The following is a 15,118-nucleotide window of genomic DNA, read 5'->3' as shown; positions in this document are numbered from 1 at the left end:
GATCGGGTGCCCTCGCTAGAAAGAAGTAAAAGGCGCCTCCGCTCATCTCTGCAATTCATAGAATCCAATTCAAGAATTGTCAAACTAACACTACTTCACAATGCAACACACATTACTTAAAACAAAGAGGTACCTATTGGTGCTGCCTCTATTGCTCTTTCAGGTAGCGGTGGTCCTGGCCCAAGGCCATACCGTGAAAGGCAAGGTAACCGATGAGACCGGTGCTGGTATCCCTGGTGCGACCGTCTTGTTAAAGGGAACTTCCACCGCCGCCCCCACCGATGCCGACGGTTCGTACACCATCCAGACTCCGTCCGGGGAAGGAACCCTCGTTTTCTCCTTTATCAGTTATCTGACCCAAGAAGTAGCCATCAATAACCGCACTACCATTGACGTAGCCCTGCGGACAGATGCGAAGGCCCTGGATGAAGTGGTAGTAGTAGGTTATGGTGTGCAGAAGAAGGCCACCGTTACCGGTTCTATCTCTGAAGTGCAAGGAGCCGCCCTTAACCGAAGCCCCCAGCCAAACGTTTCCAACTCTCTGGCAGGACGTGTTTCTGGGGTAATCATCAACAACCGGGGCGGTGAGCCCGGGTACGATGGAGCCGAAATACGAGTAAGGGGATTGGGCACCACCGGGAACAATGATGTCCTTATTGTGGTAGATGGTGTTCCTGGCCAGATTGGCGGGTTAGACCGCTTAGACCCCAATGATATTGAGAGCATCACTGTATTGAAAGATGCTTCGGCGGCAGTTTACGGAAACCGGGCCGCAAACGGCGTCATCCTGGTGACCACTAAAAGAGGTACCACAGGCAAGCCTACGGTGTCTTATAATTTCAACCAAGGATTTTCTTCCGCCACCCGGTTGCCTAAGTTCGCAGATGCGGCTACGTATGCCTCCATCCTCAACGAGATTGACTACTACAACAACACCGCGGGCGGCTTAAACCAACGCTACACCCCAGAGGAAATTGAGCTTTTCAGAAACGGCTCAGACCCTTTGAACTATCCTAACACTAACTGGCTGGACGAGGTGCTGAACTCCGTGGCGCTCCAGAACAGACAAAACCTTTCTGTGAACGGCGGAACGGAGAACGTAAAATACTTCGCTTCCCTGGGTACCGTTTACCAGGATGCTCTTTACAAAGACGGAGCCACTAAGTACAAGCAGTACAACTTCAGAACCAACCTGGATGCTAACATCACCGATCGGTTCAGTGTTGGTTTGTCATTGTCTGGCCGTCAGGAAGACAGACAGTTTCCGCAGTTTGGAGCGGGTGGCATCTTCTGGCAGACCTACAGAGCCTATCCTTTCATCCCGGCCCGTTACCCTAACGGTTTGCCTTCCCAGGGTGTGGAAGGTGGTATCAACCCGGTCATGATCGTGACCGATGCCGCTGGCTTAAACAAAAACCAACGCCTTATCTTCAACGGGATTTTAAGAGGCCGGTATGACTTCGGCTTTGTGGAAGGTCTGTCTGTAGACGGTTTCTACTCCGTTGACAGAGGCCAGAGCTTCACTAAATCCTTCGTGAAACCCTACCTGGTGTATTCTTATGAAGGCAATGACACTTACAAACCTATCACTGTGGGTGAGCCCAAAGCTTCCCTGTCACAGATCCAGGAGAACACCAATCTAACCACGGCGAACATCAAGTTGAATTTTGAGCGCCATTTTGGTGACCACGGCATCAATGCCTTTGTGGGCTACGAGCAAAGCGAGAACAGCCTGGAGCATCTGGAAGCCGGAAGAAGAAACTTCCCTACCATCCTAACCCCGGAATTATCTCAAGGTGGCACCGGACCTAATGACAGAAGCAACGCTGGCTGGAGCTGGGTATTTTCCAGAAGAAGTTACCTTGGCCGAATCGCTTATAATTACAAGGAAAAGTATCTGGCAGAAGTACAGATGCGGGCCGACGGAACCTCAAACTTCCCTAATGACAGCCGCTGGGGCTACTTCCCAGGTGTTTCGGTGGGCTGGAGGATCTCTGAAGAAGGATGGTTTAAGAACAGCCTGCCTTTCATGAACGAGTTGAAACTCCGCGCTTCTTATGGTGAATTGGGGAATGATAACGTAGGTTCCAACCAGTTCATGAACAACTATACCTTTGATAACCGGTACGTGATTGGTGGTGAGGTATACCCAGGTCTGAACCTGGTGAAATTAGCTAACCCTAGCATCACTTGGGAGGTAGCACAGAAAACAGATGTTGGCGTAAGCGGTATCTTCCTGAACAACTTCAACTTCGAGTTTATCTATTTCCAGCAGAAACGGAAACATCTCTTGGCCTACAGAAACGCATCGGTGCCTAATGTAACTGGTATTGTCAACCCTTTTGGTTCTGATGCACTGGTGCCTTCTGAGAACATTGGGAGGGTAGATAACAATGGTATTGAGGCTACCCTCGGCTTTGACAAAAGTGCTGGTGATTTCAAATACAACATCTCCGGGAACATCACTTACGCCAAAAATAAGATTGTATTCAAAGACGAGGCGCCAAGTATCCTTGATTATCAAAGAGAGACTGGTGGGCCAATAAATACATCCTTGCTGTACCGTTCCATTGGAATCTACCGCACCCAGGAAGACCTGGACAGATACCCACATCCATCTGGGGCAAAGCTGGGCGATCTGATCTATGAGGATTACAACAAAGACGGTAAAATAACCGCTGATGACCAGGTTAGAACTGACTTGGGCAACATCCCACAGATCATGTACGGGTTAAACCTGGGCGCTGAGTACAAAGGCTTTGACCTTTCTATCCTCTTCCAGGGCCAGGCTAAGGTGAGACAATACGTGTTACCAGATGTAGGATTAAGTGGAAACTTCTTCAGCACCTGGGCCGACAACAGATGGAGCCCAACTAATCCAAACGGTTCTTACCCACGCGTAGACACCCGTACCGGCTCTGCAGTGAGCGGCGGCCTTTTCCCAAGTGACTTCTGGTTGTATAACACGGCTTTCTTGAGATTGAAGAACGTGGAGTTGGGCTACAACCTTCCTTCTCAGCTTTTGTCAAGAATCAAGATTGAGAATGTAAGAGTGTTTGCCAACGGCTTCAACCTGGCCACTTTCACCAAAGTGAAAGATTTTGACCCGGAAACCAGCTCAGGAAACGCTCAATTCTACCCGCAGCAGAGAATTCTCAACCTGGGGGTAAATGTCAAATTCTAATACCAAGCATACCATGAAACTGAAAATATTTACTGCATTTGCCCTAGGAATGGCAATGTGCATGAGCTCATGTAAAGAAGATTTCCTGGAAGTAACGCCTACAGACAGGGTATCAGACGAAGCCATCATCGGGGATTCGGTGCTTTTTGAGTCCTTTGTCATCAACCGTTATCTGGGGGCAAGGCTTCAGGACAAAGAAGGGGATGGCGTTCCGCCCGGGTTCGGGAGAGGCTGGGAATACGCCCTGTGGTCGTCCCTGACCGATGAATCCATCTACCGGAGCGATGACAATACCTGGCTGGTGCAGCGCGGACAGCTGGCCCCGGAGAACACGGGCATTACCGGGACTCTTTGGGGAAGAAGCTACCGAAGCATCCGGGAAGTGAACTACGCCTTGGCCAACATTGAGAAGGTTCCTATGAGCCAATCACACAAAAACCTATTAGTGGCCGAGTTGAAATTCATCCGGGCATTCCGGTACCATGACCTGATCCGGAATTACGGTAGGGTAGTTCTGGTAGGTGATAAGGTAGCCCAATTAGGAGAAGACTTCACTGACCCCGCCCTTTTTGTCCGCTCCACTATCCAGGAAGGTCTGCAATATGTCAATACCCAGCTAGAGGAAGCTGCTGCCATCTTGCCGGTTGACTACAGCTCTAGCTGGCAAAAGGGGAGGGCTACCAAAGGTGCGGCTCTGGCCCTTAGGTCAAGACTGATGCTGTATGCTGCCAGCCCGCTCTACAAACAGAACGGAAGCCAGATTACCTGGCAAGCGGCGGCCAGTGCGGCCCAGGATGTGATGGCCTTGAATGAGTACAGCCTTGATCCGCAGTATGCTAATATGTTTATTGCCGAGGAAGGAAACAGCCCCGAGATCATCTTCGCCCGGTTCTATAACCTGAACTCGCGCCACACGGCTCTGGAGATTGCTAACGGACCGAATGGATACGATGGCTGGGGAGGCAATGCCCCTCTGCAGAACCTGGTGGATGCCTACGAAATGGCGAACGGGAAGATGATCACAGACCCCACCTCTGAATTCGATCCGCAAAACCCTTACGCCAACCGAGACCCTCGTTTTTACGCCACCATCCTGTATAACGGGGCCGAGTACAGAGGAAGAGCATTGGAGACCTTCACCCCTGGCGGAAAAGACAGCAAGGATGGCCCCTCTAACTGGAATACCTCCCAGACTGGCTATTATCTCCGCAAGTTCATGGATGACACCAACCCCATCCAGAACCCTTGGAACGTAGCCGGCAGACAGCCTTGGATTTATTTCCGCTTTGCCGAGATCCTGTTGAACTACGCAGAAGCCCAGAACGAGGCCGTTGGACCAGACGCCACGGTGTATGAGGCCGTTAATCGCATCAGACAACGGACAGCGGTAAACTTGCCTCCACTTCCCCCAGGACTTACCCAAGCTGAGATGCGCGAACGTATCAGACACGAACGTCAGGTGGAATTAGCCTTTGAGGAGCACCGTTTTTATGATGTACGTCGCTGGATGATCGCGGAGCAGACTGAGAACGTGCCTGCCTACGGAATAGAGATCACCAAACAGGGAACCAACTTTGTCTATACCCGCAAGGTAGCCCTGGAAGGACGTAGCTTCCAGAGCAAACATTACTGGCTGCCAATTCCTAGAGCCGAAATACAGGCAACCGGTGGTAAGCTAGAGCAGAACCCGGGGTACTAAGCCTTAGGTCATGGATCTCCCATGGTGCACATCTGTTGCGCCATGGGAGTCTTTTCTCTCATGGTGAAAACCAAAAGGAATTTTTTATGCTTAAATCATTACCTGGGGTTCTAAAAGAATCTGTGTTGGTTAGGTCTTGTTTCTTGGTAACCCTCTTCACTTTGTTGGGCTGTAGCGACGCTGGTTCTACTGGGGCGGGAGATGACCCCTCCACCGATTCCTCGGTGAAAGTGACGGCCACCATAGATGTCGGAAAGAAATTTCAGAAGATAGACAACTTTGCGGCCTCAGACGCTTGGTCTTGCCAGTTTGTGGGGAATTGGCCCGAAAACAAAAAAAACGCCATCGCAGACCTGCTTTTCAGTACAGACTCCGATGCCAATGGCCAACCCAAAGGGATAGGTTTGTCCCTGTGGCGGTTCAACGTGGGCGCGGGCAGTACCCAGCAGGGCGAACAGAGCGGGATTAAAGATGAGTGGCGCCGCGCCGAGTCTTTCCTGGACAGTGACGGCAGCTATAACTGGCAGCGCCAAGCCGGCCAGGTCTGGTTCCTGAAAGCCGCCCAGACCCGTGGGGTAAATAAATTCCTGGCTTTCCCAAACAGCCCCACCGTGAACCTTACTACCAACGGAAAGGCATTTGCCTCCAACGGTACCCCCAATCTTGCCCCTAACAAATACGAAGCCTTTTCAGATTACCTCGCCGATGTGATCCAGGGTGTACAACGGGTGCATGGCATTACTATGAACTACATCAGTCCGGTGAATGAGCCGCAGTGGGACTGGAGCGACGGCGGGCAGGAGGGAACCCCCTTCATGAATGAGGATGTAGCCGGCATTGTCCGGGCGCTGAACACCTCCCTGGCCAGAAGAAACCTACCCACCAAAATAGACATCGCGGAAGCCGGCAAAATAGACTACCTATACCAGCAAGCCGATAAACCCAATAGAGGAAACCAGATCGATGCCTTCTTCTCCAAAAGCTCCCCGCATTACGTGGCAGACTTGCCCCACGTGAGCAAGGTGATCTCCGGGCACAGCTACTTTACCACCTCTCCACATGACCAGGCCGTAGCCAGCCGGAAACAACTGGCCAGCAAAGTGGCTGAAGTGCCCGGTCTGGAGTTCTGGCAGTCTGAGTACTGCATCCTGGGAGACAACGCCGGCGAGATAGACGGCAACAAGCGCTCTTTAGGAATTGATCCGGCCATTTACCTGGCCCGCGTCATCCACAATGATTTGGTAGTAGCCAATGCCACGGCCTGGCAATGGTGGCTGGCCATCTCGCCCTACAACTACAAAGACGGCCTCATTTACATTGACCAGAATAAAACCGACGGCCATTACTATGACAGCAAGATGCTGTGGGCACTGGGCAATTATAGCCGATTTATCCGTCCGGGAGCCGAACGCGTGGACCTACAGGTAACTGGGAATAACAAAGGAAATGATGCTTTGCTGGCCTCAGCCTACCTGGACTCTGAGCAGAAGAAGCTTGTCTTAGTTGCCATCAACTCCAGCATTTCCCCTGTTCAGTTGAACATGCAATTGAAGGGGGCCACCCTCCGTAACATCAAGCCCTACGTCACTTCTGACAAGGAGAGCCTGAAGCCAGGTGCCACCCTGGAAAAACAGGAAGACATCACCCTGGCGCCCCGCTCCATCGTCACCTTCGTGGCCGATGTGCAGCTTTGATAAAGGCAGGATTTTACGCCTGTTTTCAGGAAAACAGCCCCAAAACGGCTCTTAAGAAACGGTCGAGACCAAAAGAGACAACTTAAATGAATTGAATCATTTTATTCCCCTATAAATGAAAAATAGAATTTTACTCGTCTTCTTCACCACGTTGTTGCTTAGCTATACCTCTCAGGTATTCGCGCAACAGCCGCGCACCAAAGCGCTTTTCAACGATAAATGGAAATTCCACAAAGGCGATGTAGCCAAAGCCGAAGGCATTAGTTTCGCTGATGCGCAATGGCGCAGCCTGGATTTGCCGCATGACTGGAGCATTGAAGGGCCTTTCAGCCAGGAATGGGCCAGCGCCACCGGGTATTTGCCCGGCGGGATAGGCTGGTACCGAAAGACCTTCAAAGTGCCCGCTGCCCAGCAGAACAAACAGCTGTTCCTCTACTTTGACGGGGTTTACAAGAACAGTGAAGTCTGGATCAACGGACATGCCTTGGGCAAAAGACCCAACGGCTTCACGCCCTTCCAGTACGAGATCACCAAGCACCTGAACAAGAACGGCAATAACGTGGTGGCGGTGAAAGTGGACCACACCCAGTTCGCCGATTCTAGGTGGTATACTGGCTCGGGCATCAACCGGAATGTCTACCTCGTGACAGTAGAGCCCGTGCACATCAACCTGTGGGGAGTGGCCTTCACCACCCCGGAGGTCTCGGCGGCCAAGGCTTTGTCCAACGTGAAAGTATCGGTGACCAATGCTTCCGGTAAAGCAGCGGATGTCCAGGTGAAAGCCGAGCTGCTGGACAAGGGAGGCAAAGTGGTAAACCAGACGCAGAAGCAGGTGAGCGTAACCGGCGGGAAAGAAGCTGAGGCTGCCTTGTCCTTCCAGGTGAACAATCCTAAGCTTTGGTCGGTGGAACAGCCTACTTTGTACCAGTTGCGGGTGTCTTTGTTTGTGAACGGCAAAAAGACCGATGAAACCGTGGAGCAGGTGGGCTTCAGAAGCATTGCCTTTGATGCAAACAAAGGCTTCTTCTTGAACGGGAAAAACATGAAACTGAAAGGTGTCTGCATCCATGACGATGCCGGCGCCTTGGGTACCGCCGTGCCGGAGGAAGTGTGGGAAAGAAGACTCATCACCCTGAAAGAAGGTGGCGTTAATTCCCTGCGGATGAGTCACAACCCGCACGCCGATTACCTCTATGACCTGTGCGACAAACTGGGCCTCCTGGTGCAGGACGAGGCCTTTGACGAGTGGGAAACCGGTAAAAACAAATGGATTGCTGGCTGGAACGTAGGCACCCCGGGCAAAGACGGCTATCATGAGCATTTCAAGGAATGGGCCGATAGAGACCTGGCAGACATGATCCTGCGGAACCGCAACCGTCCTTCCATCATCATGTGGAGCATCGGGAACGAGATTGATTACCCCAATGACCCTTATTCCCACGAGGTCCTAAACACGGGCAACAACCCGCAGATCTACGGCAAAGGCTACCAGCCCAACAACCCGCCCGCCAGCCGCTTAAGCGAGCTGTCCAGGCATCTGGTGGAGGTCGCGAAAAAGCACGATACTTCCCGGCCCATCACCGCGGCCCTGGCCGGTGTGGTGATGTCCAACTTCACCGATTACCCCAAAGTACTGGATATCGTGGGCTACAATTACCAGGAGCACCGCTACCCCGAGGACCACGCCAAATACCCCGACAGAGTCATCTACGGCAGCGAGAACGGCATGCGCCTGAACGCCTGGGCCGCCGTGGACACGAATGACTATATTTCGGCGCAGTACCTCTGGACCGGCATTGACTACATGGGTGAGGCCGGCAAATGGCCCAGCCGCAGCAACGGTGCTGGCTTAATGGATCTGGCCGGCTTCAAGAAGCCCGAGTATTTCTTCCGGCAAAGCCTGTGGTCAGACAAACCCATGGTGTACATCGGGGCTTCTCCGGTACCTAAGAACCAGGACAATGGTATCTGGAGCCACCGGAGGGCAGACCCCACCTGGAACTGGAAAGCCAACGATAGCGTGCGGGTAAGCTGCTTTACGAACGCCGATGAAGCAGAACTCTTCCTGAACGGCAAATCGCTGGGCAGAAAGTCTCTGGCCCAGAGCCCTCAACGCGCACTCTATTGGGACTTGGTCTACGCGCCCGGGGAACTGATGGCCAAAGCCTATAAAAACGGAAAAGAGGTAAGCCGTGACGTGTTGGTTACCGCCGCTGCGCCCGCCGCCATCCAGGCCAAAGCCGACAAGAAAACCCTGGCTGGCAAAGGAGTGGCGCATGTGGAGATCAACGTGGTAGACAGTAAGGGCAACCTGGTGTACGGCGCCGAAAACGAGATGACCTTCACGGTAGAAGGACCCGCCAAAATCCTTGGTCTGGAAAACGGCAGCCATTCGGGCCTTGAGAACTATCAGTCTGAGAAGCGGAAAGTGCTGCGCGGGAAACTGCTGGCTTACGTTCAGGCAGGCCAGAAACCCGGCAAAGTCAGGGTAACGATCCAATCTCCCGGCCTGACGCCTCAAACGGTGGAGTTTTCGGTAAAACAGACCCAAAATGGGATGGCCGGGGGATCCAGTTCAGCATCGGTGAAATAAACCCCAAGAATTTCTGATAAATTAAGGTCAGGAATTCTGTCCATTTAACAGCATAGGAGGCTCTATACACAAGAGATGCTCCAACCATAGAAGTACCTATTTACAACTCATTTTTACAAAATTGCCCATGATACGCACGCGAAAGTTACTCGCTCTTTGTCTCCTCTTCCTGTCACAGTTTGCGGTGGCACGGCAAGGGGTCAACGAATGGGAAAACCCCAAGGTGTACGAGCGGAACAAGGAAAAACCCCACGTGGATTTCATGCTTTACGCCAACGCCGCAGACGCCCGTAAAAACGATTACAGCACGTCTCCCTACCATCAGTCCCTGAATGGAACCTGGAAATTCTCCGTGGTGAAATCGGTGGCCGAGCGCCCTATGGATTTCTACAAGGCGGGGTTTGATGACAGCAAGTGGGCCAACATCCAGGTGCCTTCCAACTGGGAACTGCAGGGGTTTGACATTCCCATTTATACCAACCTGAAGTACCCTTTTCCGCCCAAGCCGCCTTACATAGACCAGGTTTATAATCCGGTTGGCACGTACCGCCGAAATTTCAGCGTACCCGCCGCCTGGAACGGGCAGGAAGTGATGCTGAACTTCGGGTCTATCTCTGGCTACGCGCGCGTGTTTGTGAACGGGCAGGAAGTAGGCATGACCAAAGCGTCTAAGTCGCCGGCGGAATTTAACGTGACCCGGTTCCTGAAACCCGGCGAAAACCAACTGGCGGTGCAGGTGTTCCGCTGGCACGATGGCAGCTACCTGGAAGACCAGGATTTTTGGCGTCTGAGCGGCCTGGAGCGCAACGTGTACCTGCAGGCCCTTCCCAAACTCACTGTCTGGGATTTCTTCCTGAAGCCTGACCTGGACCAAACCTACAAAAACGGCCTTTTCTCTGCTGAGGTGGATTTGCGCAAGTTCGCCGGCAAAACCGCTGACAAAGCCACCGTGCTTTTGGAGCTGTTTGACAAAAACAACGCAAAAACGTTCTCTCAGGAGAAAAGCATCAGCACAAAGGGAACCGGAAAACTGCAACTCAAATTCAATGGCACCCTCAACAACGTGCTCACTTGGAACGCCGAGCAGCCTAACCTCTATGATGCCGTGATCACCCTCAAAGACGCCAACGGCAAAACCATAGGCGTAACCGGAAGCAAAGTAGGTTTCCGCAAAGTGGAGCTGAAAAATTCCCAGATGCTGGTGAACGGCGTTCCCGTGCTATTCAAGGGCGTGAACCGCCACGAACACGACGAGGTGAACGGCCGCACCTTGAGCCGGGAGTCCATGGTGAAAGACATCGAGTTGATGAAGCTCTACAATGTCAACGCCGTGCGCACCAGCCACTACCCCAATGACCCGCTCTGGTACAAACTCTGCGACGAGTATGGCCTGTACCTGGTAGACGAAGCTAACATTGAAAGCCACGGCATGGGCGCCGAGTGGCAAGGCAAATTCGACAAAAGCAAGCACCCGGCGTACTTGGCAGAGTGGGCGCCCGCCCACATAGACCGGATTGAGCGCCTGCTGGAGCGGGATAAAAACCACGCCTCGGTGGTCATCTGGAGCATGGGCAACGAGTGCGGCAACGGACCAGTTTTCCATGACGCCTACAAGTGGATCAAGAGCCGCGACAATTCCCGCCTGATCATGTTTGAGCAAGCCGGCGAAGACTGGAACACCGATATTGTGGGACCCATGTACCCGAACATCAAGGACATGAAATCCTACGCGGCTGCCAAAAAAGAGCGTCCATACATCATGTGCGAGTACTCGCACGCCATGGGTAACAGCAACGGTAATTTCCAGGAGTACTGGGACATCATCAACAGCAGCAAGCACATGCAGGGCGGTTTCATTTGGGACTGGGTAGACCAAGGCATCAAAACCAAAAACGACAAGGGCGAGACCTTCTGGGCCTATGGTGGAGACCTGGGCAGCGACCACCTGTACAACGATGAGAACTTCTGCGCCAACGGTGTGGTATCGGCTAACCGTACACCTAAGCCAGGTTTGAACGAGGTGAAGAAAGTGTACGCCGGGGTTCAGTTCAGCGCCAAGGACGCCCGCAAGGGAATCATCACCGTTACGAACCAGTATGGCTTCACCGATCTGAACCAGATCGCCTTCAAATACCAATTGATCAAAAACGGCGTGGTGCAGAAAGAAGGCGATTTCGCCGTAACCGCTGCTCCGCTGCAAACCAAAGAAGTGACCTTGCCATTGCCAACTTTCAATCCGCAGCCCGGTGAGGAGTATTTCGTGAACGTGTTCGCCTACACCAAAAACGCCAGCGCGTTTGTGCCAGTCGGTCATGAGATCACCCGTGACCAGTTTGCCATCACCGAGAACACCTATTTCACCAAGGCCACGGCCGAGGGGAAACTGAAAACCAAAGTTAAAGGCGACAAACTGACCTTTACCTCAGGCGATGTATCCGGTGAGTTTGACCTGAAAACCGGGAAACTGGCCTCTTTTCAGAAAAACGGCCTTAAAACGATAGAGCAATTCCCCGAGCCTTACTTCTGGCGCGCCGCCACTGACAACGACTTCGGGAACAATATGCCGGAGAAACTAGGTGCCTGGCGCAACGCCCACCAAGAGCTGAAAGTGCTAAGCGTAGAAGTTGGCAAGCGGATTACGCAAGGGCAGCCCATCAAAGTGGTTTACGCGCTCACGGACAAGCAAATCCCTTACACCGTGGACTACCTCATCCAGAACGATGGTGCCGTGCAGGTGACCGCTTCCATTGACATGACCGGCAAAGAGATGCCGGAGCTGCCCAGGTTTGGGATGCGGATGCAGTTAGACGACAAATACGAGAACCTGCAGTACTATGGCCGCGGCCCCTGGGAAAACTACAGCGACCGTAAGTTCTCCTCGCTGGTGGGGCTCTACAAAGACAAGGTAGAGAACCAGTATTACCAATTCTACATCCGTCCACAGGAAAGCGGAAACAAAACCGATGTACGGTGGGTGGAACTGACGAATAACTCCGGGAACGGGATTGTGGTGGAAGGCCTGCAGCCCATCAACTTCACGGCCCTCAATTACCTGGCCGAAGATATTGACGAGGGTCCGAAGAAGATCAACCGGCACCCGGTAGACCTGAAGAAACAGGATTTCGTGAGCCTGCACATTGACCTGGGCCAGCGTGGTTTGGGTGGTGATGACAGCTGGGGACGTCTGCCGCATGACCCTTACCGGTTAACGGAGAAAAAGTACTCGTACAGCTACGTCATCCGGCCCATCACCAAAGAAACTTCTAAACTGTCTAAGAAATGAGAAGGTTGATAGGGTGCCTTTTCCTTTTCCTGATGCTGGCGGGGAGTTTCTCTCTGCCAGCACAGAAAAAGCAGGAAACCCCTGCCGCTATCAAACCAGGAGAAATCTGGCCCGATACGGACGGCAAACACATCAATGCCCACGGGGGCGGCATCCTGTTCCACAAAGGCACCTATTACTGGTTCGGGGAGCATAAGACCGCCGGGCGAGGGGGAAATAGTACGCTGTTTGGGGTAGGCTCCTACTCTTCTAAAGACCTCACCTCCTGGAAAAACGAAGGCATCGTGCTCAAAGTAGAGCAGCAGGACACCACTTCTGAGATCATCAAAGGCTGCGTCATTGAACGGCCCAAAGTGGTGTATAACGCCAAGACCAAGAAGTTTGTCATGTGGTTTCACCTGGAACTGAAAGGCAAAGGTTACGAAGCCGCCAGAACCGGCGTGGCCACCAGTGACAGTCCCACCGGGCCGTTCACGTACCTGAAATCCTATCGGCCTAATGCCGGGGTGTGGCCAATCAACGTGCCTGTCAGCCTGAAAGAGAAACAAGTAGACGAAACCAACCTGAAATGGTGGACGCCGGAATGGACCAAAGAAGTGCAGGACGGCCTTTTCATCCGGCGCGATTTTGCCCAAGGGCAGATGGCCCGCGACATGACCGTGTTTGTGGACGATGACGGCAAAGCCTACCACATCCATTCCTCGGAAGAAAACCTCACCTTGCACATCTCCGAGCTGTCAGACGATTACCTTTCCTTTACCGGGAAGTGGAGCGTGCTGGCGCCCGCCGGGCATAACGAGGCCCCGGCCATCTGCAAGCGCAACGGCAAGTACTACATGATCACCTCGGGCTGCACCGGCTGGGACCCCAACGCGGCCCGGTCCTTTGTGGCAGAGTCTATTATGGGGCCATGGAAAGCCTTGGGAAATCCATGCGTGGGCGAGGGAGCCAACCTTACTTTTGAATCACAGAGTACCTACCTTCTGCCGGTTCAGGGCAAGAAAGACGCTTTCATCTTCATGGCCGATCGCTGGCACCCCAAGAACCCCATTGACGGACGCTACGTCTGGCTGCCGCTCCAGTTTGAAGACGATAAGCCGGTGTTGAAGTGGCAGGACTCCTGGGATTTGAGCGTGTTTGATCAAAAGGCAAAGGAAAAGAAAGCATCCACCAGAAAAGATAAAGCGGCCCTGAGATAAAGTAGCTGCTCCTTTAGGCAGTCTCAGGAGCAGGTTTTGTTCATCATCGACACATGGTTTATCCCCTACATACACGCAGAAAAGCTACGTACGGCCTCCTCGCCCTCGCTTTCTCGCTGAGTTCCCTTTCCTGTAGCACCTCCAGATCTGGAGGTGCTATTACGGCTTCTAACCCTACCATCACCCACGTAGCCGATGGCTGGGCGAACAACTCGGTGAACGTGGTGGCTTTCCGGAAGAATTCGCTGGTCACTTTTGAAGATACCCAATACACCGCTTGGTATGCCGCCGACCGCTCGGTGATGCTAGCCAAACGCAAAAGCGGGGCAACTGCCTGGGAAATCCAGAAAACCAACTTCAAAGGCAATGCATCTGATGCCCATAACACCATCAGCATCATGGTAGACGGCAAGGGCTTCCTGCACCTTTCCTGGGATCACCACAACAATGCCCTGAACTACGCCCGCAGCGTGAGCCCCGGCTCCCTGCAGATGATGGAGAAAATGCCCATGACGGGCCAACGCGAAAAGGTGGTTTCTTACCCCGAGTTCTACCGGCTGCCCAACGGCAACCTCATGTTCTTCTACCGCGGCGGCGGCTCGGGTCAGGGCAATCTGGTCATCAACAGCTATGACACCGGTATCCAGCAATGGACGCAGCTGCACAGCAACCTCATCAACGGCGAAGGAAAGCGCAATGCCTACTGGCAGGCCTATCTTGATAAGAAAGGCACCCTCCACGTGTCCTGGGTGTGGCGCGAGAGCCCCGATGTAGCCAGTAACCATGACCTGGCCTACGCCCGCTCTCTGGACGGCGGCAAAACCTGGGAGAAGTCAACCGGTGAAAAGTACACCTTGCCTATCACCGAAGCCACCGCCGAGAAAGCCCTGGCCATTCCGCAGAACAGCGAACTCATCAACCAGACCTCCATGGCCGCAGATGACGAGGGAAATCCCTTTATTGCCACGTACTGGCGCGAGGCCGGGTCTACCATTCCGCAGTACCATTTGGTGTACCATGACGGCAAATCTTGGCAGAAACTGGAGCTGGATTTTCGGAAAACGCCCTTCAGTTTGAGTGGGGTGGGCACCAAACGCATTCCCATCGCCCGGCCGCAGATCGTGGTGAAAAACGCCGGCGGGAAAGCATCGGTGCTGTTGATTTTCAGGGACGAGGAGCGGGGCAGCAAGGCATCGGCACTGGTCATCAACAAAATGTCAGATCCTACTTGGACCATCCTGGATTTAACGTCGGAATCCTTGGGTTCCTGGGAGCCCACCTATGACACCGAACTCTGGAAGAAAAAGCAGGTGCTGAACCTGTTTGTACAGAAAGTAGACCAGGTAGACGGGGAAGGCCAGGCCGAGATCGCGCCGCAACCCATCCAGGTGGTGGAATGGAAGCCGAAGTTTTAAAAGGTGTATAAAGCCTGTTTTCCGCAAAATATAGATAAACTGGGGCGGTAT

General features: G+C 53.1%; 7 protein-coding genes. All 7 read left to right on the top strand.

What is annotated here, in order from left to right; genetic code table 11:
• Positions 1–100 precede the first annotated feature (100 nt).
• The 7 genes from EFB08_RS02455 (at position 101) to EFB08_RS02425 (ending at position 15,067) form a co-directional block, all read left to right on the top strand.
• Positions 101–3,184 (top strand): SusC/RagA family TonB-linked outer membrane protein, encoded by a 3,084-nt coding sequence (locus tag EFB08_RS02455; protein WP_123125308.1) that lies wholly within the window; start codon positions 101–103, stop codon positions 3,182–3,184.
• A 61-nt stretch (positions 3,185–3,245) separates the two neighbouring features.
• Complete coding sequence (locus tag EFB08_RS02450) at positions 3,246–4,883, top strand: RagB/SusD family nutrient uptake outer membrane protein (protein WP_227006179.1); 1,638 nt, start codon at positions 3,246–3,248, stop codon at positions 4,881–4,883.
• An 86-nt stretch (positions 4,884–4,969) separates the two neighbouring features.
• Positions 4,970–6,577 carry a glycoside hydrolase gene (locus tag EFB08_RS02445; RefSeq protein ID WP_123125306.1) on the top strand — a complete coding sequence of 536 codons (1,608 nt, stop codon included), beginning with the start codon at positions 4,970–4,972 and terminating at the stop codon, positions 6,575–6,577.
• Between the two features lie 115 nt (positions 6,578–6,692).
• Positions 6,693–9,170 carry a sugar-binding domain-containing protein gene (locus EFB08_RS02440; protein WP_123125305.1) on the top strand — a complete coding sequence of 826 codons (2,478 nt, stop codon included), beginning with the start codon at positions 6,693–6,695 and terminating at the stop codon, positions 9,168–9,170.
• Positions 9,171–9,297: 127 nt separating this feature from the next.
• Positions 9,298–12,453 carry a glycoside hydrolase family 2 TIM barrel-domain containing protein gene (locus EFB08_RS02435; protein WP_123125304.1) on the top strand — a complete coding sequence of 1,052 codons (3,156 nt, stop codon included), beginning with the start codon at positions 9,298–9,300 and terminating at the stop codon, positions 12,451–12,453.
• Positions 12,450–13,652 carry a glycoside hydrolase family 43 protein gene (locus tag EFB08_RS02430; RefSeq protein WP_123125303.1) on the top strand — a complete coding sequence of 401 codons (1,203 nt, stop codon included), beginning with the start codon at positions 12,450–12,452 and terminating at the stop codon, positions 13,650–13,652. Before EFB08_RS02435 ends, EFB08_RS02430 begins: the two co-directional genes overlap by 4 nt.
• Before the next feature lie 53 nt (positions 13,653–13,705).
• On the top strand, positions 13,706–15,067 hold the full coding sequence (locus tag EFB08_RS02425) for a BNR repeat-containing protein (RefSeq protein ID WP_123125302.1): 1,362 nt from the start codon (positions 13,706–13,708) through the stop codon (positions 15,065–15,067).
• Positions 15,068–15,118 lie beyond the last annotated feature (51 nt).

It is taken from the genome of Rufibacter latericius, from assembly GCF_003721515.1.
GTDB lineage: Bacteria > Bacteroidota > Bacteroidia > Cytophagales > Hymenobacteraceae > Nibribacter > Nibribacter latericius.
This window is presented reverse-complemented; position numbering and strand designations above follow the sequence as displayed.